This is a genomic window from Acinetobacter sp. Marseille-Q1618 (genome assembly GCF_902809855.1).
In the GTDB taxonomy this organism is placed as follows: Bacteria; Pseudomonadota; Gammaproteobacteria; order Pseudomonadales; family Moraxellaceae; genus Acinetobacter.
The window spans coordinates 1150557-1175006 of sequence record NZ_CADDWJ010000002.1 but is presented as its reverse complement, the minus strand read 5'-3'; the positions used below and the strand labels follow the sequence as shown (position 1 = coordinate 1175006).

General features: G+C 39.4%; 26 protein-coding genes and 1 pseudogene. 10 read left to right on the top strand and 17 right to left on the bottom strand.

The annotated features are described in order from the left end of the window. Positions 1-9: 9 nt before the first annotated feature. From rplX to HUS24_RS12655, 14 genes and pseudogenes are all read right to left on the bottom strand, one after another. Positions 10-327, bottom strand: a complete 318-nt coding sequence (rplX, locus tag HUS24_RS12720) for a 50S ribosomal protein L24 (protein WP_065994101.1) — start codon at positions 325-327, stop codon at positions 10-12. 11 nt (positions 328-338) lie between these two features. Beyond that, on the bottom strand, positions 339-707 hold the full coding sequence (gene rplN, locus HUS24_RS12715; RefSeq protein WP_004725701.1) for a 50S ribosomal protein L14: 369 nt from the start codon (positions 705-707) through the stop codon (positions 339-341). A gap of 91 nt (positions 708-798) precedes the next feature. After that, on the bottom strand, positions 799-1056 hold the full coding sequence (gene rpsQ / locus HUS24_RS12710; protein WP_173912329.1) for a 30S ribosomal protein S17: 258 nt from the start codon (positions 1054-1056) through the stop codon (positions 799-801). Continuing rightward, positions 1053-1250 carry a 50S ribosomal protein L29 gene (gene rpmC, locus HUS24_RS12705; protein WP_065994099.1) on the bottom strand — a complete coding sequence of 66 codons (198 nt, stop codon included), beginning with the start codon at positions 1248-1250 and terminating at the stop codon, positions 1053-1055. Before rpmC ends, rpsQ begins: the two co-directional genes overlap by 4 nt. After that, a complete protein-coding gene (gene rplP / locus HUS24_RS12700; protein WP_065994098.1) occupies positions 1250-1663 on the bottom strand; it encodes a 50S ribosomal protein L16 in 414 nt (137 codons plus the stop codon). Before rplP ends, rpmC begins: the two co-directional genes overlap by 1 nt. Then, positions 1603-2419 (bottom strand): annotated as a pseudogene (rpsC, locus tag HUS24_RS12695) (30S ribosomal protein S3). Before rpsC ends, rplP begins: the two are co-directional and overlap by 61 nt. Position 2420: 1 nt before the next feature. Beyond that, positions 2421-2750 carry a 50S ribosomal protein L22 gene (gene rplV, locus HUS24_RS12690; protein WP_065994096.1) on the bottom strand — a complete coding sequence of 110 codons (330 nt, stop codon included), beginning with the start codon at positions 2748-2750 and terminating at the stop codon, positions 2421-2423. Between the two features lie 11 nt (positions 2751-2761). After that, positions 2762-3037 carry a 30S ribosomal protein S19 gene (gene rpsS, locus HUS24_RS12685; protein ID WP_004869548.1) on the bottom strand — a complete coding sequence of 92 codons (276 nt, stop codon included), beginning with the start codon at positions 3035-3037 and terminating at the stop codon, positions 2762-2764. Between the two features lie 19 nt (positions 3038-3056). Beyond that, on the bottom strand, positions 3057-3881 hold the full coding sequence (rplB, locus tag HUS24_RS12680) for a 50S ribosomal protein L2 (RefSeq protein ID WP_173912328.1): 825 nt from the start codon (positions 3879-3881) through the stop codon (positions 3057-3059). Positions 3882-3892: 11 nt separating this feature from the next. Next, positions 3893-4213, bottom strand: a complete 321-nt coding sequence (rplW, locus tag HUS24_RS12675) for a 50S ribosomal protein L23 (protein ID WP_004825192.1) — start codon at positions 4211-4213, stop codon at positions 3893-3895. Further along, entirely contained in the window at positions 4210-4812 is a 603-nt protein-coding gene (gene rplD / locus HUS24_RS12670) for a 50S ribosomal protein L4 (protein WP_068973570.1), read from the bottom strand. Before rplD ends, rplW begins: the two co-directional genes overlap by 4 nt. Positions 4813-4823: 11 nt before the next feature. After that, positions 4824-5462, bottom strand: coding sequence for a 50S ribosomal protein L3 (gene rplC, locus HUS24_RS12665; protein ID WP_173912327.1), 639 nt, complete (start codon positions 5460-5462; stop codon positions 4824-4826). Positions 5463-5521: 59 nt separating this feature from the next. Further along, positions 5522-5833, bottom strand: coding sequence for a 30S ribosomal protein S10 (gene rpsJ / locus HUS24_RS12660; protein WP_004725677.1), 312 nt, complete (start codon positions 5831-5833; stop codon positions 5522-5524). A gap of 276 nt (positions 5834-6109) precedes the next feature. Continuing rightward, positions 6110-6835: a type 1 glutamine amidotransferase gene (locus tag HUS24_RS12655; RefSeq protein WP_173912326.1), complete on the bottom strand. Its 726-nt coding sequence runs from the start codon at positions 6833-6835 to the stop codon at positions 6110-6112. Positions 6836-7016: 181 nt separating this feature from the next. Between HUS24_RS12655 and HUS24_RS12650 the strand changes: the two genes are divergently transcribed. The 7 genes from HUS24_RS12650 (at position 7017) to HUS24_RS12620 (ending at position 14782) form a co-directional block, all read left to right on the top strand. After that, positions 7017-8207: a PLP-dependent transferase gene (locus HUS24_RS12650; RefSeq protein WP_254433868.1), complete on the top strand. Its 1191-nt coding sequence runs from the start codon at positions 7017-7019 to the stop codon at positions 8205-8207. A gap of 747 nt (positions 8208-8954) precedes the next feature. Continuing rightward, a complete protein-coding gene (locus HUS24_RS12645; protein ID WP_173912325.1) occupies positions 8955-10538 on the top strand; it encodes a helicase HerA-like domain-containing protein in 1584 nt (527 codons plus the stop codon). A 145-nt stretch (positions 10539-10683) separates the two neighbouring features. Then, positions 10684-11448 (top strand): globin domain-containing protein, encoded by a 765-nt coding sequence (locus HUS24_RS12640; RefSeq protein WP_173912324.1) that lies wholly within the window; start codon positions 10684-10686, stop codon positions 11446-11448. Positions 11449-11658: 210 nt separating this feature from the next. Continuing rightward, entirely contained in the window at positions 11659-12102 is a 444-nt protein-coding gene (locus HUS24_RS12635) for an Rrf2 family transcriptional regulator (RefSeq protein ID WP_173912323.1), read from the top strand. A gap of 102 nt (positions 12103-12204) precedes the next feature. Beyond that, entirely contained in the window at positions 12205-13050 is an 846-nt protein-coding gene (gene yihA / locus HUS24_RS12630) for a ribosome biogenesis GTP-binding protein YihA/YsxC (protein WP_173912322.1), read from the top strand. Between the two features lie 128 nt (positions 13051-13178). Further along, positions 13179-14123, top strand: a complete 945-nt coding sequence (locus tag HUS24_RS12625; protein WP_173912575.1) for a metal-dependent hydrolase — start codon at positions 13179-13181, stop codon at positions 14121-14123. Between the two features lie 125 nt (positions 14124-14248). Then, positions 14249-14782: a hemerythrin domain-containing protein gene (locus HUS24_RS12620; protein ID WP_173912321.1), complete on the top strand. Its 534-nt coding sequence runs from the start codon at positions 14249-14251 to the stop codon at positions 14780-14782. Here HUS24_RS12620 and HUS24_RS12615 read toward each other — a convergent pair. Both HUS24_RS12615 and HUS24_RS12610 read right to left on the bottom strand, forming a co-directional pair. Next, a complete protein-coding gene (locus HUS24_RS12615; protein WP_173912320.1) occupies positions 14767-16020 on the bottom strand; it encodes a dicarboxylate/amino acid:cation symporter in 1254 nt (417 codons plus the stop codon). The two genes, HUS24_RS12620 and HUS24_RS12615, sit on opposite strands and share 16 nt — an antisense overlap. 143 nt (positions 16021-16163) lie before the next feature. Further along, positions 16164-17039: an acyl-CoA thioesterase II gene (locus HUS24_RS12610; RefSeq protein ID WP_173912319.1), complete on the bottom strand. Its 876-nt coding sequence runs from the start codon at positions 17037-17039 to the stop codon at positions 16164-16166. Between the two features lie 282 nt (positions 17040-17321). Between HUS24_RS12610 and plsB the strand changes: the two genes are divergently transcribed. Both plsB and HUS24_RS12600 read left to right on the top strand, forming a co-directional pair. Continuing rightward, positions 17322-19910, top strand: a complete 2589-nt coding sequence (gene plsB / locus HUS24_RS12605; protein WP_173912318.1) for a glycerol-3-phosphate 1-O-acyltransferase PlsB — start codon at positions 17322-17324, stop codon at positions 19908-19910. Between the two features lie 137 nt (positions 19911-20047). Beyond that, positions 20048-21190 carry a tetratricopeptide repeat protein gene (locus HUS24_RS12600; protein WP_173912317.1) on the top strand — a complete coding sequence of 381 codons (1143 nt, stop codon included), beginning with the start codon at positions 20048-20050 and terminating at the stop codon, positions 21188-21190. Positions 21191-21314: 124 nt separating this feature from the next. Here HUS24_RS12600 and HUS24_RS12595 read toward each other — a convergent pair whose 3' ends face one another. Continuing rightward, positions 21315-22091, bottom strand: coding sequence for an NAD(P)H-binding protein (locus tag HUS24_RS12595; protein WP_173912316.1), 777 nt, complete (start codon positions 22089-22091; stop codon positions 21315-21317). 59 nt (positions 22092-22150) lie between these two features. Here HUS24_RS12595 and recG point away from each other — a divergent pair, with 59 nt between their 5' ends. After that, complete coding sequence (gene recG, locus HUS24_RS12590; RefSeq protein WP_173912315.1) at positions 22151-24196, top strand: ATP-dependent DNA helicase RecG; 2046 nt, start codon at positions 22151-22153, stop codon at positions 24194-24196. Positions 24197-24450: the final 254 nt, after the last annotated feature.

Genomic DNA, 24450 nt, shown 5'->3' with positions numbered 1-24450 from the left:
TTCAACCTATTACTTCGCCACCGCCACTGATTCACCATTTGACTTGTAAACGCGAGTTTTCACGCCTTCAGTCACTTGGTAACCAACACGGTCAGCCTTTTGGGTTGTAGCATTAAAAATTGCCACGTTTGAAATATGAAGCGAAGCTTCTTGTGTAACGATAGCGCCTTCAGCACCAGTTGCACGGTTCGGCTTTTGATGCTTCTTAACCAAGTTAAGGCCTTCTACCATAACACGGTCGTTAGAAACAGACAGAACAGTACCCTGTTTGCCTTTTTCTTTACCTGCAATCACAATTACTTGATCGCCCTTTCTAATCTTAGCCATGATTGCCTCTATTATAGAACTTCAGGAGCCAATGAAATGATTTTCATGAACTGTTCAGTACGAAGTTCACGAGTCACTGGTCCGAAAATACGAGTGGCAATCGGAGCCTTGTTGTTGTTCAAAATAACTGCAGCATTATCATCAAAACGGATCACTGAACCGTCTGGACGACGAATACCGAATTTAGTACGAACTACAACTGCATTCATCACGTCACCTTTTTTAACACGGCCACGTGGAATTGCTTCTTTTACAGTAACTTTAATAATGTCGCCAACAGAAGCATAACGACGATGTGAACCACCTAGTACTTTGATACATTGTACACGGCGAGCACCACTGTTGTCTGCTACGTCGAGCATACTTTCGGTTTGAATCATTGCCCTACTCCAAAACCGAGCATCACCGGTCGCAATTTCGAAAGGCTCAAAGAGTACTCGAAATTGACCGATGATGCAACAAGAACGTTAATTACTCAGCAGCAGCTTCAACTACTTCAACTAGAGTCCAAGACTTAGTTTTAGAAATTGGGCGGCTTTCTTTGATGCTTACGAGGTCGCCAATTTTAGCAACGTTGTTTTCATCATGAGCGTGTAATTTAGTTGAACGGCGGATTGATTTGCCATACAACGGGTGTTGAACGCGGCGTTCGATAAGAACAACAATAGACTTGTCCATTTTGTCACTTACCACTTTGCCTGTTAACGTGCGAACTGTTTGCTCACTCATTGTGCGTTCCCCTGTTTTTCGGTAAGGAGGGTCTTGATGCGAGCAATTGTCTTACGAGTAAGCGCAACTTCATGCGATTTACCCAACTGACCAGTTGCTTTCGCCATGCGAAGACGGAATTGATTCAACTGTTGCTCATCAAGCAAAGCTACCAACTCTTCTACCGATTTTTCACGTAGATCTTTAGTTTTCATTACATCACCGTCTTAGTAACGATAGTGGTTTTAAACGGAAGCTTAGCTGCTGCAAGCGTAAACGCTTCACGAGCCAATTCTTCGCTAACACCATCCATTTCGTACAAGATCTTACCTGGTTTGATTTGGCAAACCCAGTATTCCACAGAACCTTTACCTTTACCCATACGAACTTCTAATGGTTTTTCAGTAATTGGTTTGTCTGGGAAAACACGGATAAAGATCTTACCACCACGTTTAACACGACGACTGATTGTACGACGACAAGCTTCAATCTGACGCGCAGTCATTTGACCACGTTCGATAGATTTAAGCGCAACAGTACCAAAAGATACAGTGCTACCGCGATGTGCTAGACCTGTGTTACGGCCTTTTTGTACTTTACGGAATTTAGTACGTTTAGGTTGCAACATGGATTATTCTCCTTTTTCAGCAGAACGATCATTGCGACGACCACGACGCTCTTGACCTTCACCACGACCACGACCACGTTTAGCTGGACGCTCTTCAGCAGGAGCAGGGTTCATGACTTGTTTCATGCCACCTAAAATCTCACCACGGAAAATCCATACTTTAACGCCGATCGTACCGTAAGTAGTCTCAGCACGCATAGTAGCGTAATCAATATCAGCACGAAGCGTATGTAAAGGTACACGACCTTCACGATACCATTCAGTACGTGCAATCTCTGCACCACCTAAACGGCCTGAAACTTCAACTTTGATACCTTTAGCGCCAGCACGCATTGTGTTTTGTACCGCACGCTTCATAGCACGACGGAACATTACACGTTTTTCTAATTGAGAAGCGATTGCTTCAGCAACTAGACGCGCGTCTAAGTCTGGACGATCAATTTCATTGATACTTACTTGCGCAGGAACACCCATAATATTGGTAAGTTCACGCTGTAATTTCTCAATGTCTTCGCCTTTTTTACCGATCACGATACCTGGACGAGCAGTGCTAATTGTTACTTTAGCAGCGCCTGTAGGACGTTCGATAAGAATATTGCTGATCATTGCATTCTTAAGTTTTTTAGTTAAAAACTCACGAACTTGCAAATCTTTAAGCAAGTATTCAGCGTATTGTTTCGGATTCGCATACCAGTTAGCGTTATGACGTTTCACAACACCTAGGCGGATACCGATTGGATGAACCTTCTGACCCATATCAAACCCCTACCTTAACGGTGATGTGACAAGTACGCTTAGTAATACGATCTGCACGGCCTTTCGCACGTGGCATAATACGTTTAAGGCTCATGCCTTCATCAACGTAAATCGTAGTTACTTTAAGATCATCTACATCTAAACTGTTATTATGTTCAGCGTTTGCAATTGCAGATTCCAATGCTTTTTTAACCAAAACTGCAGCTTTTTTGTTGCTGAAATTAAGGATATTAAGCGCGTGAGCAACAGATTTGCCACGGATTAGGTCTGCAACCAAACGAGTTTTTTGTGCCGAGATAGCGGCACCGCGTAATTTAGCAGTTACTTCCATCATAGCACCTATTAACGTTTAGACTTCTTGTCAACACCGTGACCACGATAGGTACGAGTTGGCGCGAATTCACCTAATTTATGACCAACCATATGTTCAGATACGATCACTGGAACATGGTTACGGCCATTATGTACAGAAATTGTTAAACCAACAAAATCCGGGAGGATCATCGAACGACGCGACCAAGTTTTGATCGGCTTACGAGAGTTACTCGCTACTGCCGCTTCAACCTTAGCGAACAAGTGCGCATCGACGAATGGGCCTTTTTTCAGAGAACGAGGCATTGTCAGATTCCTTTACTTGTTACTTAACGCGACGGTCGCGAATGATCATCTTAGTCGTACGCTTATTGGTACGTGTCTTGTACCCTTTCGCTTTTTGACCCCATGGGCTTACAGGTTGAATACCTTTATTACGCCCTTCACCACCACCGTGTGGATGGTCTACTGGGTTCATCGCCATACCACGAACGGTAGGACGAACGCCACGCCAGCGTGATGCACCTGCTTTACCAAGTGAACGAAGGTTGCTTTCCGCATTAGATACTTCACCTAATACAGCGCGACATTCAACGTGTACTTTACGCATTTCGCCTGAACGAAGACGAATGATTGCGTAAGAACCGTCACGACCCAACAATTGAGCAGAAGTACCAGCTGAACGCACTAATTGAGCGCCTTTACCGATTTTAAGTTCAATGTTATGTAGTGTAGAACCGATTGGCATGTTGCGAAGTGGCAAGCAGTTACCTGTACGAATTGGAGCATCGTTACCAGATTGTACTTTATCACCAGCGCGAAGGCCTTTAGGTGCAATGATATAACGACGCTCACCGTCAGCATAAAGCACTAATGCAATATGAGAAGTACGGTTAGGATCGTATTCAATACGTTCTACAGTTGCAGGAATACCATCTTTGTTACGTTTGAAGTCAACAATACGGTAATGCTGCTTATGTCCGCCACCAACGTGACGAGTCGTAATGTGACCGTTATTATTACGACCACCAGTACGTTTTTTAGCTTCTACCAACGGAGCATAAGGTGCGCCTTTGTGAAGATGGCTATGAACCACTTTCTCTACAAAGCGACGCCCTGGAGACGTTGGCTTACATTTTTGAATCGGCATAATTTTCGTCCTTATTCCGCTGCGCTTTCAGCGGTATCGCCCAAGTCAGCCATTTCGACATCTTGGCCAGCTTTCAGGGTGACGTATGCTTTTTTAACATCAGAACGACGTCCTAATGTACGACCAAAGCGCTTAGTCTTACCTTTAGTGATAGTTGTGTTAACTTTAACAACTTCTACACCAAATAATTGTTCAACCGCTTTCTTGATTTCAAGCTTGTTTGCATCGAGTGCAACTTTAAAAACTTGAACACCAGCAGTTTCACCTAAAACTTGTGCTTTTTCTGAGAATACAGGTCCTTTTAGGACTTGATAGATACGTTCGTTGTTCATCCGAGTTCTACCTCAATTTTCTTAGCAGCAGCAACAGACATTACAACTTTATCAAACGCGATCAAGCCAACAGGATCGATCCCAGCAGCATCTACCACATCAACATGTGGAAGGTTACGTGCAGCTAAATATAGATTTTCATCTACAGCTTCAGTAACGATTAATGCGCGAGTAGCGTTCAAGTCGTTAAGTTTTGCAAGCAATTCTTTAGTTTTAGGTGCTTCAACAGCAAACTCTTCAACCAATACCAGACGATCTTGGCGAACAAGTTCAGCTAAGATACATTGCATTGCACCGCGGTACATTTTACGGTTAACTTTTTGAGACCAATCTTGTGGGCGTGCAGCAAAAGTTTTACCACCACCAACCCAGATTGGGCTACGAATAGAACCAGCACGAGCGCGGCCAGTACCTTTTTGACGGAATGGCTTTTTACCACCGCCAGAAACGTCTGCACGTGATTTTTGTGCTTTTGAGCCTTGACGACCACCAGCTAAATAAGCTGTAACAACTTGGTGTACAAGTGCTTCATTAAAGTCACGACCAAACGCAACTTCAGACAATTCAACAGCAGAGCCGGAAACAGTTTTTAAATTCACGTTATTTCCCCTCAGGCCTTGATCGTAGGACGAACGATAACGTCGCCACCAGTAGCACCAGGAATCGCACCTTTAACAACTAGAACTGAACGTTCAGCGTCAATAGATACAACTTCAAGACCTTGTACTGTTACACGTACATCACCTAAGTGACCAGGCATTTTCTTACCTTTGAATACGCGACCAGGAGTTTGGTTTTGACCTGTAGAACCTAAAACACGGTGAGATACAGAGTTACCATGTGTAGCATCTTGCGTACGGAAGTTCCAACGCTTAACACCACCTTGGAAGCCTTTACCTTTAGACTGGCCAGTTACGTCAACAATTTGACCCACTGTAAACAAATCTACACCGATAGTTCCACCAACTTCACGACCTTCAAGATCAGCTTCTGTAGCGCGGAATTCTTGAACTAAACGACCAGCAGCAACACCCGCTTTCGCAAAGTGACCTTTTTGAGCGTTAGTTACGCGAGATTCGCGACGTTCACCAGTAGTGATTTGAATCGCTTGATAACCATCAGTTTCAAGCGTTTTGATTTGAGTGATACGGTTAGGATCAACCTCAATCACTGTTACAGGTACAGAAACACCAGCATCTGTAAAGATACGTGTCATACCGCACTTGCGACCGACTAAACCAATAGCCATGTGCATAAACCTCTAAAAAAGCGGCTTAATTAACTTAGAGCGTTAATTAACCGAAAGCCTTAACCCAATGCGATCTGAACATCAACACCAGCTGCAAGATCCAACTTCATCAATGCATCTACAGTTTTATCTGTAGGTTGAACGATGTCGATCAAACGTTTATAAGTGCGGATCTCGTATTGGTCACGCGCATCTTTGTTTACGTGTGGTGATGTTAAAACGTTAAAACGCTCGATGCGAGTAGGCATCGGAATTGGACCACACACTTGTGCGCCAGTACGTTTTGCTGTTTCTACGATCTCTTGAGAAGATTGATCAATTAAACGATGATCAAAAGACTTAAGACGGATACGAATTCTCTGGTTAGACATACCAGTTAACTCCAAGCCAAATATATAAAGAATCACTCCTGACGCATCTCACCCCACTAAAAAGGCAAGTGTCAAGAGCAGTGAGTTATCACTAAGGTCGTGATCGATGCCACGACTGTAACGATCTGAATGACTTTCTTCGCCATTCAGCCCTTCCTATCAAAGGGTCGCCCATTATAGCGACTGTTTAACACTTAAGCAAACTTATTTGACCGTTTTTATTTATTTAACTCATTTTAATTGTAAACTTACATTGTTTATTACTTAATCATTTCGCTATATCCTTAAAACAAAATCGATTGCATGATTAAGTAACAAATTTCCCATTTGATAATATTGCTGTTGAGAGTGTCTTAAGGTATTCAAACTCTGCAATGGTGCATTATTAAACACCCTATTTTCCTCTTCATGATCTATAAAAATATTTAAACTATGTGGAGTAATTTCAGGATGAAACTGAAACCCCAAGACATTTTTACCGATTTGATAGAGTTGATTTGTACATGCCTGATTTTCCGCCAATCTGATCGCACCCTTAGGAATATCAAAGGTTTCACTGTGCCATTGCATCACTTTCATTTGCTCTGGGATCTGAAATACATTTTCCAAGACAGGCTGACTCTTATTGATTAAAGTCCAACCAATTTCTTGTGTCGGATTGCGACTTACATTTGCCCCTAATGCATTTGCAATAAGCTGCCCACCTAAACACAAACCTATGGCGGGCTTTTGCGCCGCCAAATAACGTCGAATCCATCTTTTTTCAATTTTTAACCATGGATAATTTGCTTCATCATTTACACTCATTTCACCGCCCATAATCATCAGTAAGTCCACATCATTCACATGTGGTAATGCATCTATGTCTAATTGCGAATCTGGTGGTAAAGCAAAAAACTCTGTTGCTGTAATTTCAGCACCCATTGCTTTTAAATACTCATAACAACTGCCAAAGCCTTCACCTGCAATATGCTGAAAATAATGCACTTTAAGTTTCTTCATGTTATCACCTATTCTTGTTGTATCTGTTACGTACAAAGTCAATAAAACACAACTGTATAAATGCAAAAATGAAGCCAATATCAGTTTTATTTATTCTTTTTCACAATTAATTGCTTTTCGTTACTATCTGAATATGTTTTGCTTAGATTCATCATTTTATTGGTTAGATTTGAGTATTCGTGTGAAACTAAAACCACAAACTGCTTTGATTCATTCACCACGCAAAGCCCCACAATATATAAACACTGTTCAACCTCCCCTATTTCGTGCGTCTACGATCATCTTCGAAAATACCGATGCACTATTTAATCGCCATTGGACAGATGACTATGACTATAGTTATGGCACACATGGCACACCGACAACTTTTACTTTAGGTGACAACATAGCTCAAATAGAAGGTGGTGAATATTGCCTACTTGCGCCAAGTGGTTTGTCGGCTATCAACCTTGTCAATTCTTGTTTTTTAAGTCACGGCGATGAGGTTTGGGTTGCAGACAATATCTATGGTCCAAACATGGAGCATTTGCGCAACCTTGAGAAACGTTACGGAATCACCGTTAAGGTCTATAACTCGATTGATGTTGATTCATTTCAACCTAGTGATAAAGCAAAATTGATTTGGTTGGAAGCAGCAGGTTCAGTCACATTAGAATTCCCTGACCTCATCAATCTCGTCAAAAAAGCCAAAGCAAAAAATATACTCACTGCTTTGGATAATACTTGGGGAGCTGGCTTAGCATTTAATGCTTTTGATTTTAGTGATGAACATTTAAGTGTCGACATTAACGCACATGCGTTGACCAAATATCCAAGTGGTGGCGGTGATATTCTTATGGGTTCGGTCGTGACCCGTGATAAAGCTTTGCATCACAAGCTATTCCGTGCACATGCCATTCAAGGCATTGCTATTTCAGCGGATGATGCAGCACAAGTACAACGTAGCTTGGCTTCAATGAAAATTCGATACGAACATCAAGCACAAACTGCTTTAAAACTTTTGGAATGGTTAAAGACGCAAGATATTTTCGCTCAAGTACTCCATCCTGCCGATCCTGACAATGTCAGCCATCAATATTGGAAAGAAACTTGTCAAACTGGACAAAGTGCAGGTTTGGTCAGTGTCATTTTCAAACCTGAATATGACATGACTGCGATTCGTAAATTCTGTGACCATTTAAAATTATTTAAACTCGGCTTTAGTTGGGGTGGTCCAGTCAGTTTGGTGATGTTATATAATTTAGATGATATGCGCCATTTGGAACATTCACATTTACAAAAAGGCTTGTTGGTACGTTTTTGTATCGGTTTGGAAGATACAGATGATTTGATACAAGATATTGAAAATGGATTAAAGGCGATTCAAGGTTGAAATAGGAAATATTCTCTATGAGTTGATACCCGCTCAGCTCATAGGAAAAATGATAGTTTTTTAGATGTGCAAATTTATCTACAAAAAAGCCTTCACCTTCCATATGTATAAAGCCATTTTTGATACTTACTTTTGTCATCGTATTCATTACATACTTTAAATCAGATTCCTTCCAAATAGCGAAAACATCAAAAAATGGACGATAAATTAAATCAGGAAAATCAAATAATAGTTGGCAAAAAAAGTTTGGATACTCAAAAGCTAAATTCCGCGCAGAAGGATAATTCAACTGGTAAAGATAGTCGATGTCTGGTTCAGATTGATTTTTATCATCGATAATACACTCTTCAATAAATTCATCTATTGCATGCTGAGTCACTTTTAAAAATACACCTAAATGTTGCACCCAAAGATAAGACTTTGCACGATGACCTAAATCATTTTAACCATATCCCATCTCCCTATAACTGACATGCTTAAGCACGTCATAAGATACATTTTCTACTCTAAACATTTTTACTCTATTTTTATTTTCAATGATGCAAAATTAATTTGGCTCAAAATTTCAACTCATCTCTATATAAACTGAATTCTATCAGACTCAATCACAACGATCACTCCTCGCAAAACCCATCAATAAAAACAGTTTTACTACACCTTTAATTCATGGCATTTTGTATAACAACAAAGAGATAAATCTTGAGTTAATAAAATATTCAAACTCAAATTAAAGCTATAGGAATAATAATGGGCACACCAATCGTCATTGCAAAAAAAACATCAGATACCACCCAAGAAATCGTTTTACATTCACAGTTCGCCAACCGTCATGGTCTCATCGCAGGTGCAACAGGAACAGGAAAAACCATTACACTCAAAGTATTAGCTGAAAATTTCTCACGAATTGGCGTGCCTGTATTTTTAGCTGACGCAAAAGGTGATGTATCCAGTATAGCCAAAGCAGGTTCAAGCAATCCTAAATTTGATGAGCGTATTAAAAGCTTAGGGGTCGATCAGGTTCCATTTGCAGCCTCACCCACTATTTTTTGGGATCTTTTTAGTGAGCAAGGACATCCAATCCGCACCACCGTTTCAGAAATTGGCCCTTTACTGCTTGCGCAAATGCTTAACTTAAATGAAACCCAAGAAGGCGTACTTTCTGCTGTTTTTCGGGTTGCTGATGATCAAGGTTTATTGCTGATTGACTTTAAAGACCTCAAAGCAATGCTGACTTATGTCAGTGAAAATGCAGCAGCACTCAAAGCAGAATATGGCAATCTTTCACCCGCAAGTTTAGGTGCAATCCAGCGCAATCTTTTAGCTTTGGGCGATCAAGGTGGTGATAAATTCTTTGGTGAACCCAGCTTGGATATCATGGATTTTATTCAAACTGACTCCAATGGTCATGGCTACATCAATTTATTGGCGGCTGATAAATTGATGAATACACCTAAACTCTATGCAACATTTTTACTTTGGATGCTTTCAGAGCTGTTTGAAAAATTACCTGAAGTAGGTGATATGGACAAACCGAAACTGGTATTTTTCTTTGATGAAGCCCATTTATTATTTGATAACGCTAGCCCTGCGCTACAAGAAAAAATTCAACAAGTGGTGCGTCTAATTCGCTCCAAAGGTGTTGGGATTTATTTTATTACACAAAGTCCGCTCGACATTCCAGAAAACGTACTCGGACAACTCGGTAATCGAATACAACATGCTTTACGTGCCTTTACTCCAAAAGATCAAAAAGCCGTAAAAACTGCCGCAGATACCTTTCGTGCTAATCCAGAATTTAAAGTTGATCAAGCCATTACTGAACTGGCTGTTGGTGAAGCTTTAATTAGCTGTTTGGATGAACAAGGTACACCACAAATCGTAGAGCGAGGCATGGTTATGCCGCCTTATTCTGCATTTAACCCACTCAGTGTAGAAGAGCGCAAGACGTTGATAGAGCAAAGTATTGTGGCTGGTGTGTATGAAAATGCAGTTGATCGTGATAGTGCCTATGAAATGTTACAGCGCAAAGTAACAGAGAGTGCACAACAAAAAATCGCCTTTGAATTGGCAGCGCAGCAAGCAAAGCAGCTTGAAGAAATCACTAAGCAACAATTAAAACAACAAGAGGTTGCAGCAAAACAGCAAGCCAAAGAGCAAGAACGTATTGCCAAAGAACAGCAAAAAGAAGCTGAACGTGCAGCAAAACAACGTGAAAAACTTACACAAGATATTGTAGGCACTTTTGCAAAAAGTGCAGCACGTAGTCTCGGTGGTAGTACAGGACAAAAAATCGTCCGAGGCTTATTAGGCTCTCTCTTTGGTAGAAAATAATTTCACTGTAAGCAATGATTAAATAAGGAATAATTAATTATTCCTTATTTTTTTTAGGAGTTTGTTCTAAAAGTGATTGCAATTTACATATTAAAGATATATTTTAAATACATCTTCTAATAAAGCCAGATAAAAAGGTCTAGCCATGACTCCAGAACATATCGAACTCGTAAAATCTACAGTACCTGTCCTTCGTGAAAATGGTGTTGCATTAACCAAATATTTTTATAACAGAATGTTAACTAACAACCCTGATCTTAAAAATATTTTTAACATGGATCACCAAAGTTCAGGTCGTCAACCTCGTGCGCTTGCTGGTGCTGTTTTGGCTTATGCTGAACACATTGAAGACCCAAGCTCTCTTGCTCGAGTTTTAGATCATATTGGAAATAAACACGTAAGCTTGGATATTCAAGCAGACCAATATTCAATTGTTGGTGAAAACCTTTTACATTCGATCAGCGAAGTACTCAATGTTCCTTTTGAGTCAGATCTAATCGCAGCATGGAAAGAAGCTTATTTACAATTAGCAGCTATCCTGATCGATATTGAGAAGAAAAAATACGACAACCTTGTTGCTTTAGATGGCGGTTGGGCGGGTTGGCGTGCTTTTGAAATTTCTGCAATTGAAGAAGTTGAAGAAGGCAAGAAATTTACGCTTAAACCTCAAGATGGTAATGCGATTCCTGCATCAGAGCCGAAATATTATATTTCAGTAAAAGTTCAGGTGCCAAATCACGAAATTCAACAACCTCAACAATTTGCATTTACTGAAGCGCAGCAAGGCAGTGACTATCAAATTGTAGTAAAACCTGAAAAAGAACCCACTGAGTTTTCAGTAGCAAATATTCTACTTGACCATTACAAAGTGGGTGACACAGTTCAAGTGACTGCACCGCTTATTGGTTAATACTTATTTGTTAATAATTTTTTAGTTATATAGTAGGTCAGTCTTGTATTGACCTACTTTTTTTATTATCTGTTATAACTCAATCTTTTCTACGCACTATCCCCTTTATCGCAGTATTGTTGATAAAATCAGTTGGATTTATCGTCAAATTCTTTTCTTTTCAAGAAGTTTCACGTTAACATGGCTTTAAGCTAATTAATTGAAAGTGCTATGCAGTTAAATAAATTTACTGATTATGCTCTGCGCCTAGTCTTATATACCGCAAGACCTAAGGATACGCCTTATACCATTGCTGAGATCGCAAAAGATTTAAAAGTGTCAGAAAACCATTTGGTAAAAATTGTGCATTTTATGGCAAAACAAGAATGGCTCATTACCACACGAGGTAAAGGTGGCGGAATCCGCTTAAACCCTGAAGTCAGTACTTTACGACTCGGTGCAATGGTTCGTATTTTGCAAGGTGAAGCATCTATCGTTGAGTGCAATACGCCACCTTGTGTTTTGCGTGGGCGATGTGGACTAAAAGGCATCTTGGATGATGCTGTTGAACAGTTTTATCAAGTTTTAGATCAATATACCGTTGCCGATGTATTACATCGCTCAACCAATGCTCCAACTTCAAAGCAATCAGCGATCGAACTTATTCAACTTTGATTTGAATTTTAGTTTAGACATTTTTTGAATTTACTCTCAGAAGTTCGTAACACAGAGCGTGATCATTTATACTAGGGCTAATTTTTAGTTTGAAGTTGAATTATGCATCGCAGCAGTGGAAAGTCGAAAAACAGTAAAACAGCAAATGCGCCTCGGCAGAAAATTAGCTACGAAAAAAAGGTAGATTCCGTTATTTCTGAATATTCAGGAACCGCCTTAAATTGGTTGCGCAAAGCTGAGTTTTTGATGAGCGCACCCAAACTCGACTTGTGTGTAGAAGATACAGGTTATGAAGTTGCATTTGCAGGACGCTCAAACGCTGGTAAATCTAGTGCAATTAATGCGATTACCAACCAAAAACAACTGGCTCGTGCCTCTAAAAAGCCTGGTCGTACTCAAATGATCAACTTTTTTAGTCTAGGTAATCCAAATCAACGTTTGGTCGATTTGCCAGGTTATGGTTATGCAGCCGTGCCTGAAGCAATGAAGATTGTTTGGCAAAAAGAACTGGAAAATTATCTGATCCATCGTAAAAGCTTACAAGGCTTAATTTTGCTCATGGATATTCGCCATCCCTTGCAACATTTTGATGTGATGATGTTGGAATGGGCACACTCTCGTCAGTTATTTGTGCATGTGCTCTTAACCAAATCAGACAAACTTAATCGTGGTCCAGCCAATAAAGCCTTGCTAGAAGTCAAGCAAACATTGAAAAAAATGAAACTCAACTTCTCTATTCAACTGTTTTCTTCTTTAAATAAACAAGGTTTAGAAGAGTTAGCAAGTGTGATGGGTGGACGTTTGAATTTTACTTTAGATAACCCAACAGATTTTGATCTAGACAGTATTCCTGAAGCTTCAGAAGCAGATTTTGATGAAGCTGAAGTGGATATTGATACAGACGAATCAGAGGAAAACTTGGAAAATAATGTCGATCAAATCAAATAAATCCTACATTGTCTGACCAAATACATCACTTATTGATATTGGAATGTCCTAAATTGCTAAGAATAATTTAGGGCATTTTTTTATACTAGAAAAATGTGGGATCAAATTAAAAAAATTAGGACAGTATGATGAAGTTATTCTCTCGTTTAAAAAACAGCAGAATTGGATCGTCTATTCAATATCATATCAAACCACGCAAAGTGAAATTTGAATGGCAAGAAACACCCGTAGATTGGATTCCAAATCAGCCTTTTGCCAGTTATTTTATTAACGAAATTAATAATATCTTACCTGCGGGCGAGTTTTGGTTCTGTCGCTTATATAACCGCGTATTGCCAAGAGTTACAGACGAAAAACTAGCCGAAGATGTGCGTGCTTTTATTCGCCAAGAAGCCATGCATGCTCAAGCCCACACCTCTGCCAATAAAGAATATTTAACTGCTCGTCACATTGATATTCAACGTAATTTAAATCTCATGGATTTTCTATTTGGCAAATTATTGGCAGATCAACCTTTGGGGTTAAGTGTACCCAAAGCATTAGAACATGAATGGGATTTATTTCGTGTCGGCATTGTAGCAACCGTTGAACACATGACTTGTGTATTGGGTAAATACGCACTTTATAACAAAGAATGGGAACGTCTAGGCGCAGATGCCAATATGCTCGATTTAATCAAATGGCATGGTGCAGAAGAAATTGAGCATCGCACAGTGGCATTTGATCTATATCGTCATTTAGGTGGTGGTTATATTTCTCGTTATTATCAAAGTGTGATTGCGATTGTAGCAATCTTAGGTTTATGGGTAGATGGTGCGGCACATATTATGGGGCAAGACCCACGTTTTGCGGACAAAAAGCCTGCTTTCTATAAACCTTGGATTTGGCGTGAATGGGCAAATATTGCACAAGCTGATAATCGTATCTTACCGCATCCATTGTGGTTGGTATCGCAGCAGCTCGGTTATTTAATGCCGTGGTATGATCCTGTGCATGAAGCAAAAACAGAAGATGCGATTGCCTATTTAGATCAGTCACCTGCTGCAAAACGCGCACTGCCTCAAGCCGCTTAAGACATTAAAAATAAAATCACTTTAAAGCCATATAAATTCATTTTTATATGGCTTTATTTTTTTGTTAAACACATCACATTTATGTATAATTTTGGTAAATATTTACATAAGACAACTTGCTTAGAATGAAAAAATTATTCGCCATTTTTTATCAATTTTTGCAAAAACTCATTCATCGTTCCTCTACCCCAACAACTACTGATCATGCTGTATCTACAGAACATGAAAATAAAATTTCGTATTCTAAAGATTTAATTCCTGCTTTAAAAAATGATCATCAGCGATTAATTGCCCTCTATATTCAAATAGATCAACTCATCCAAATACAAAAGTTTGAAGATATTCAAGCACTATTAATGCACTTCAAAACCGAGTTTAATCGTCATATCATGCAAGAAAATGTCAGTTTTTATTGTTATCTAGAACAAAATTTTGCAAAAGATACCAATCACTTAGAAACAGTAAAACAATACCGCAAAGAGATGAATAATATTTCACATAGTGTGGTGATGTTTATTAAAAAGTGGCAAAGTGAAGCGATCACCAGTGAAAATTTAGCCAGTTTCCAGCATGAGTTTGAGAGCATTGGGCAAGTTTTAACACAACGTATTCACAGTGAAGAAGATCAACTTTATCCGCTTTATCAACCTGCTTTTTGATCGACTGGATACTCAAGCGCTTTGGTATGATGATCGACCACCACACTGATCATCATATCTCCTTGCACATTAACCACTGTCCGCACCGTATCTAGCAACCGATCAATTGGCAGTAAAATCGCAATCGCTTCGGCAGGTAAGCCCACCGATTGTAATACCATAATCATGGTGACCATTCCTGCACTTGGAATCCCTGGTGCACCAAGTGAAGCTATCATTGCCGTTAAACAGACAATAATTTGCTGACCAATGCTTAAATCTAGCCCCATCAAATTTGCAATAAATAAAGCAGCAGCAGCTTCATATAAAGCTGTCCCGTCCATATTGAGCTGCGTACCGAGTGGAATAACGAAACCCGCTGTTTGCGGACGCACACCTAAATTTTCCTGCGCACATTTCATTGAAAGTGGCATGGTTGCTGAACTAGAACTGGTTGCAAATGCGGTGATTAAAGCTGCACGCGCTCCTTTGAAAAAGATGATGGGATTCATTTTCCCAAAGATCCATAACAATAACGGCAACACCACTGCGCCATGAAAAATAGTTGTGCCTGTAACCACTGCAGCAAATTCAGCCAAACGGCTTAAAATTGAAATATCTTCTGTAGAGATCAACTTTGCCAATAATGCAAAAATGCCAATGGGTGCAAGTTTCATCACCCAATTTACCAACAACATCATCACTTCAAAAAATTGCACACTTAAGTTGCGAATAGTTTTAAATTTTTCTCCACCTTTTACCAAAGCTGCACCCAAAAATAGTGCAAAGACAACCACCGCCAAGACATTGCCTTCTGCAAAAGCTTTAAATGGGTTGATCAAGGTATTTTGGATAAAGTTGGTAAAAAAGGAGGTTGGTGTCAAGGTATCTGGCGTTTGATGGTTATTCATTGCCTCTTGAAATAACGCAATGTCTACACCTTTGCCGACATCAAATAAATGCGCACAGCTTAAGCCTAAAATTAATGCCAATGTGGTCGTAGTAACACAACACGCCAGCGTAATTTTCCACGTACGACTCAGTTGCCCACCCGCTTGTAAATTAGAAACACCGACTACAATTGAGCTAAAAATCAGTGGAACAAGCAGCATTTTTAATAAGCCAATGAAAATACTACTGGCGATCCCTAAGAGATAAATACTACTGTCAAAAAATTGTGTATCGGGAAACAGATTAAGTAAAAATCCAAATGCAATACCTAAAATTGCGGCAATTAAAATTTGCGTATTTAAGCTCATCTTCACTGACTATTTTTCTTTGCTTGCCTGCACTATGCCATTGAAAGCATGAACAATCGAGCGTTTTTTTGTGACAAATCTAGCATTAAAAATGCAAAAGCCATCAATCATGATGGCTTGCATAGTATTGTTATATTTTGACTTTATTGATTTTCTATTTCACGTAAACGCATCAAGCCTTCTTGCACAGTACTACATACCAACTCACCATTTTGCCACATACGTCCAAAATTTAATCCACGAGAATTGGCACTGATGGTGGCATCCATATCGTAAAGCATCCAATCATCCGCTTTTACAGCTTTATGGAAATAAATCGTATGATCAATACTGGCACATTGTAAGCTTGGAGATAGATAGTTCAAACCATGCGGACGTAGTGCCGTCATCATCAACGTATAATCTGAGTAAAAAGCCACAATCGCTTGGTGTAATGAAATATCATCTGCCAACGCTGGCGCAAGTTTGTCATGGGTACGCAAGTAATGTGCGTATGAAGGCGCTTCTGGCTGAGGTTGAAAAGGATTGCTGATCGTTGTTGGACGAATTTCAACTTGGCGTGGACGCATAAATGCCGTACGAATATTTTCTGGAATAAAACTGACCAGATTTTCTTTTAACTCTTGTTCAGACTTTAATTCTTCAGGTTTTGGATAGTGTGGCTCAGCAATTTGATAATCTAAGCCGTCCTCTGGCGTTGCAAAAGACACCATCGCTGAAAAAATTGTACGTCCATGTTGAATCGCTCGAACCTGACGGCTTAAAAAACTTTTTCCATCCCGCAGCTTATCCACTTCATAAATAATCGGTGCATTAACATCACCGCCATAAAGAAAATAAGCATGCAAAGAGTTCACAGGACGATCAGCCGTATAGGATGCTGCACGCAATGCTTGACCTAAAACTTGTCCACCAAAAACTCGCTTGCCTACGAGATTTCGGCTTTGCCCACGAAAAATATGCTCTTCAAGCTTTTCTAATGTGAGTAAATCAACCAGTTCTTGAGTTAAAGCATTCATATAAAACCTATTCTTATTTAAGCTGTAGTGAAGTAAAATTCACGACATACCTGAAACCTGTGAGAATGCTCAGTATTTTGCCATAATTTCAGAGTATTTTACTAAAGTTTCATAAACAATATCGTCACTTATTTTTTTGTTATAATTCTTCACTATACGATTTTTAACGATAAAACCGCATAGTGTGATGATACTTCATCATAAAATAACACACGGTTTTTACAGCATTTTTAAGTTTAGTTGTATCGCTTAAACAGTATTTCTTAGGAACTAGGAGTCAATATGTCCAAGAATGGTTTTGGTCAAATGTATCGTCGGCTTTCCAGTAAGCTACTTGACCTCGTGGTCACACCACATGTTCTTGGAGAAGTTCCTAGCACAGAAACTGCGCTCTTAGACGATAACAATAAACCTGATGTCAGCACAGCAACGCCAATAAAAAAAGTGGTGTGTTATGTGTTACAAAATTATTCACGGAGTAATGCGCTGGTTGTTGATGCGGAAACTCGCCGCTTAAACTTACAACCTGCACTTGATCCAATCGTACTAGACAATCATAAAGAAAAAGCTGCGGTTTTATTTTTACAAAATAATGATGATGCACAATTCTTAGGGCAACAATCACACGCTTACCCACCTCGTTTAGTCCGCTTGATTGAATTTATTGAAAAGCATCCTGATGTCGATATTGAACTGATTCCCGTGACTGTTTTGTGGGGACGCTCACCAGACAAAGAAGACTCTTGGTTAAAACTTTTGTTTACAGATACTTGGGCAACGCCAAGTAAAGTCAAGCAATTGATGAATATCGGCTTACATGGTCGTCAGTCTTTTCTTGAGTTTCATGAAGCCAAATCATTACGTGAATTGATCAATTTTGCCAAAACACAACATCCCAATATTTCACCAACGACGTATATTATTAACCAGTTGAATGATTATTTAGATCGTCAACGTGAAGTAATTCTTGGGCCTGACCTTTCTGATCGCCGTAATGTCATGTTGACTTTAATCAAGTCACCTGATGTACAAGATGCCATTCGTAAGGAAAGTATTCGCTCTAAAATCAGCATGATTGAAGCTGAGCGTAAAGCGATTGGCTTTGTAAATGAAATCGCCTCTGATTATTCTTATTCAGCGATACGTTTTGCCGAAGTTGCGCTAACACGTTTATGGACACAGCTTTATGATGGTGTTGAAGTCCATAACTTCAGTACTGTGCGTGAATTGGCCAAAGACTATGAAATCATTTATACCCCATGTCATCGCAGTCATATCGACTATCTATTATTGTCGTATGTGATCTTTAAACGTGGTTTGATGGTGCCGTATATCGCTGCTGGTGATAATTTAAATATGCCATTTGTAGGTCAATTATTACGTGGTGGCGGTGCGTTCTTTATTCGCCGTTCATTCCGTGGAAATGCGCTTTACACATCTGTATTTAAAGAATATTTATATAGTATTTTATCTCGGAATACGCCTTTAGAGTATTTTATTGAAGGTGGTCGCTCTCGTACTGGTCGTTTATTACCGCCTAAAACAGGCATGTTAGCAATGACGGTGCATGGTCATTTACGTGGTAAAACCAAACCGATCGCCTTTGTTCCAACCTATATTGGTTATGAGCGCTTGATGGAAGGCGCAACGTATGTTGGGGAAATGAATGGTAAACCGAAAGAGTCAGAGTCTATTTTCGGTATCATTCAAACTTTGAAAAAGATTGAACGTATTTTCGGTAAAGTACATGTCAATTTTGGTGAGCCTGTTTTCCTAGATGATGTACTAAAAGCACATGGGGCTGATCAAGTTCAGATTGAACATAATGATGACCCGATTCCAGATCAAGTTGCTGATGCAGTGAATAGTTCAGCGCATATGATTTTGGAAAATATTAACCGTGCTGTGGTGATTAACCCTGTTTCGCTCTTGTCATTGATTTTATTGGCAACGCCTAAGCACACTTTAGATGAAGAGATTTGTGAGAAACAACTCGACACGTATCGTAAGCTTTTAACCGCTTTGCCATATGATGAACGCACGCAAGTCACCCCTTTGTCGGGTAAAGAAATCATTGCCTATGGTCTAAAACTTAAGTTAATTCGTCGTGTACAGCATGTCTTGGGCGATATTATTGCGATTGAAGATCATCAAGCCGTTTTACTTACTTATTTCCGTAATAATATTTTGCATGCCTTTGTTTTACCATCTCTAATTGCTGCGTTGGTTGAGCATAATGGTAAAATTAATCACACCGATTTGATCAATGTTATTCGTACTCTTTATCCATTTTTAAAAGCTGAATTGTTCTTAAAATGGAAAGATGATGAGATTAAAGATCAAGTTTGTGAATATGTAAAAGCTTTGGCTCAGGCAGATTTAATTTTTGTAGATGATGAAGGTTTTATTTTCAGTCCTGCACCAAATTCAGAAGATCATAATCAGCTTGCGGTATTGGCTGCGCCTGTGCGTCAGAGTCTTGAGCGTTATTACATGACTTTGGCACTGATCACGCAACGTGGTTCGGGTAATATTTCAACCAATCAAGTGGAAACCTTGAGTCATTTACTAGGTCAACGCTTGTCGGTGTTGTATGAGTTCAACTCGCCTGAGTTTTTTGATAAAGCGCTTTTCCAAAGTTTTATTAAGGTGTTGACTGAGCAAGGTTATATTGCCAAAAATGAGGAAGGTGCGATTGTTTTTGATGAGCAATTCCGTAATGTTGCACAGTATGCCAATCTTGTTTTGGATGATGTGACTTTGCAAATGTTGCAACACATTACTTCATTTACTGATGAAGAGTTAAAAGAAGCGTTGGATGCTGTAGCTGCTCAGCAAGCGAAGAAACGTTTGAAACGGAAGAAGAAGTAAATATTTAAAATAAATAGGTATCTAAAAATATAGATACCTATTTCAATCAAATAACTGTATAAAAAAATCGATTCTCATTTCTTTTTAGCTAGAAATGTATTAAATTAAATCAATAACTTAAATTAATAATCAAAATTATGGATATTAGAGCCAATATTTTTTATAAAATAATTGTATATATAATTGCTATCATCAGTCCAAAATTTTCAACATATATACAAGTCAAATATATATCAAAACTAGCTCATCAAGGAAATTCTGATGCGCAGCATGACTTTGGATTAATGCATCTAAATGGCGAAGGTGTACCACAAAACTATCTAAAGGCTTTCAAATGGTTCAAGAAAGCAGCTATTCAAAATAACTTTCTTGCTCAAACTCATCTTGGAGTTATGTATCAAAATGGTCAAGGTATAACACAAAATTTTGAAAAGGCTCTTGAGTTATTTAATAAAGCAGCCATACAAGGAGATTCAAATGCACAAAATAATCTTGGCTGGATGTATCAAAATGGTCAAGGTGTAATACAAGATTACGAAAAAGCTTTTGAATGGTATAGCCGAGCAGCAACTCAAAATAATGCTATAGCACAAGCCAATCTTGGATCAATGTATCAAAATGGCGAAGGTGTAATACAAGACTATGTAAAAGCACTAGAATTTTATAACAAATCGGTAGAACAAGGGAATGCTTGTGCACAAAACAACCTTGGGGTAATGTATCAACATGGTCAAGGTATAGCGCAAGATTATGAAAAGGCATATAAATTGTTCAGTAAGGCTGCTGCCCAAGACTTTCTAGCAGCACAACATAGTATGGGATTGATGTATCACTATGGTCATGGCGTAAATCAAAGTTATAAAAAAGCATTTAATTGTTATAACCGAGCTGCTCTTCAAGGTGATGCAAATTCACAAAATAATCTTGGTGTACTGTATGTCACTGGTCAAGGCGTAGCTCAAAATGATAGTCAAGCATTTGAATGGTTTAGTAAAGCTGTTGCTCAAGAACATGCGGGTGCTCAAGATAACCTTGGATTAATGTATTATAAGGGTCTCTATGTAACTCAAAGTTATGAAAAAGCATTTGAACTTTTCAATAGAGCTGCTGCTCAAGGTGAAGCTGATGCACAAAACAACCTTGGAGTATTGTATGAAAATGGGCAAGGTGTTACCCAAAATCATCAAAAAGCGTTCGAATGGTTTAGTAAATCTGCTGCTCAAGGTCATGCAGAAGCAAAAAATAACCTTGCTGAAATGGCTGAAAAAGGTTTGATCTAAAGTGATTTCAAAATTTTATTTATTAATTAAAAAGTTTTGTTTTATGAATGTCCATGTTAATAAAATAGAACTTTTTTAACAATTAAAGATATTCAAAACTCCATATCAACGAATTTAGTTAGATTTACATAGAGTTTTGAACATCTTCTAACACCACCTGCCTCGCAAAAATCCTTTTCCCACTTTCCCTCTCACTCTCCAAAACCAATTCAGGCAAACCCAACTCACGCTGAATCTTTAAAATCATTTCATGTAAAGGCTGAGGCTTGTTATTAGTACAAATATAAGACTTTTCAGGATGTTCCACGTGAAGCAAACTCACTAAGAAACTTGCTAAGTCATCGATATGAATCCGATTTGACCAATGAATATTGGGATAGATTTTCGTAGTTTCAGCTAACTTCAGCATTCTCGCTGTAGACGCCCCATAAATCCCAGTTGGACGTACAATCACACATTCATTGGGATAAGCCTGCTGCCATAACTGTTCCATTTTTAAAAGTAAATGACCTTGTTCATCACTTGGAATCGCTGGTGAATCATCATTGATGATTTCACCGTTATTCTCACCATAGACTCGTGTCGATGACACCACGATAATCCGTTTAATCGGATGATTGCTTAAAGCATTTACAATGGGTTGGACAGAATCCACATACGTCTGCTGATAGGCTTCTATCGAATTTAAATTGGTATTTCGGGATGGTGCAAGCAGAACATAAACGACATCGACAGGTTTGATCTGCGACAAATCTAACTGCTGAACGTCCTGAACCAAATGCCCAGCAAAATCATCCTCTTTCGCACTATGGCTCACTGTGGTAATTTGGTGATCTTGTTGAAATAATTGTTTAGCAACACGCTGCGATGTTTTACCATAACCGATAAATAGAATATGCATCAAATGACCTATTCTGAAAACTGATCTATCCAGATCAATCAAACCAAAGTTGAGGGGACATGGCTGCCGTCCATCAATTGCAAGGGGTTGGCAATGCCGCCGCTGCTTTACTTGAAAAACTAAATATTTTCACAACAGACGATCTGCTGTTTCATTTACCACGTGACTACGAAGATCGTAGCACGATCATTCCCATGAACCAATTACAAGTTGGACGCAGTTATTTGCTTGAAGGCGTGGTCAAGTCCATCGATATGCCCCCTGGAAAACGCAAATCGATGGCGATTTTGCTACAGGATGATTTCGGCAAAGTCACCTTACGTTTTTATCATATTTATAAAACCCTGACAGACCGTGCTAAAGCAGGTAATCGTTTAAGAATCTTTGGCGAAGTTCGGGTGGGTGCACGTGGTTTAGAACTGTATCATCCTGAAATACAACTCATTACAGAACATACCCCTCTCCCCCAAACGCAACTCACAGCCATTTATCCCGCAACGGACGGCTTAACCCAACCGAAACTACGGGACTATGTGAAGCAAGCGCTAAATCATCATGCCGATGATTTAGCAGAATTATTGTCCGAAAAATTTACCAATGGCTATGCACTCAAACAGGCACTGGAATACATTCACCATCCACCTGTAGATGCCAACATGTTGCAACTCTCGCAAGGTTCACATCCTGCGCAGCAACGCTTAATTTTTGAAGAATTGGTCGCACATCAGATCAGTTTGCTCACACGACGCGCTTATATTCAACAAATTGCTGCACCGTCATTTTCCTATAGTAAAAATTTTGCCAAGCAACTTTTAGCAAGTCTACCTTTTGAAATGACCAATGCACAAAAGCGCGTCTCCAATGAAATTGCCGAAGATCTAAAACAAAACAAACCGATGTTACGACTGGTACAAGGTGATGTTGGTGCAGGGAAAACATTGGTTGCAGGCGTAGCGGCTTGTCATGCACTAGAAGAAGGCTGGCAAGTTGCCCTCATGGCACCGACTGAAATTTTGGCGGAACAGCATTATCTAAACTTTAAAAAATGGTTTGAGCCTTTAGGTTTAAATGTATCGTGGCTATCAGGTAAACAAAAAGGTAAAGCCCGAACAACAGCCGAACAGACCATTAAAGATGGTACTGCCAATGTGATCGTGGGAACGCATGCGTTGTTTCAGGATAATGTCGAATTTGCCAAATTAGGCTTAGTCATCATTGATGAACAACATCGCTTTGGTGTTGATCAGCGTTTGGCTTTGCGTAACAAAGGTATTGACAACACCACACCGCATCAATTGGTCATGACCGCAACGCCTATTCCACGAACTTTGGCCATGTCTGCTTATGGTGATTTAGATACCTCATTAATCGATGAACTTCCGCCGGGACGTACACCGATTCAAACAGTTACTATTCCGCTCGAACGTCGTGAAGAAGTTTTACAGCGTATTGCAAGCAACTGCGCTGAGGGCAAGCAAGCCTATTGGGTGTGTACGCTTGTTGAACAATCTGAAACTTTGGATGCACAAGCTGCCGAAGCCACTTATGCAGAAATCAAAGAGCGTTTTCCTGCGCTGAATATTGGACTTGTACATGGCAAAATGAAAGCCGATGACAAACAAGCTGTCATGCAGCAATTTAAAGACAATGAATTACAGCTTTTGATTGCTACCACAGTCATCGAAGTCGGTGTCGATGTGCCAAATGCTTCGATTATGGTGATTGAAAATGCCGAGCGTTTAGGGTTATCACAATTGCATCAGCTCCGTGGGCGTGTTGGTCGCGGTGCTACTGCAAGTTTCTGTGCCCTGCTGTATAAACATCCACTTTCACAAAATGGTCAAGAGCGTTTACGCATCATGCGTGAAACCAATGATGGTTTTATTATTGCAGAAAAAGATTTGGAAATACGTGGACCGGGAGAATTACTGGGAACAAAACAAACAGGCGATATGGGTTTTCGGGTTGCAAAACTTGAACGAGATGACCATTTACTCAATCAAGCGCATTATGTCGCTCAACAAGTTTTAAAAGATTATCCTGAAAATGCCGAAGCATTACTAAAACGCTGGTTACCCAAAGCACCAAGATATGCGTATGTGTAAAGGCTAGTAACTACAAAACAATACTCAAAGATATTTTGCTATCGTGTAAGGCGACATGGATGTCGCCGTTGAGCAAGGGTGACAGGAGTCCCCTTTGCTCAACAAAGGATTTTTGTAACTTTTGATCCTTCAAAAGTTAGGCATCGCCTACACAAATATACTTTAAGTTTTATCTGAAATATGTGGTTGTGCTAATTCATTACGAATCAACACTCTTCCAATTCAATAATAGATTTATAAATTAAGTATAGTTA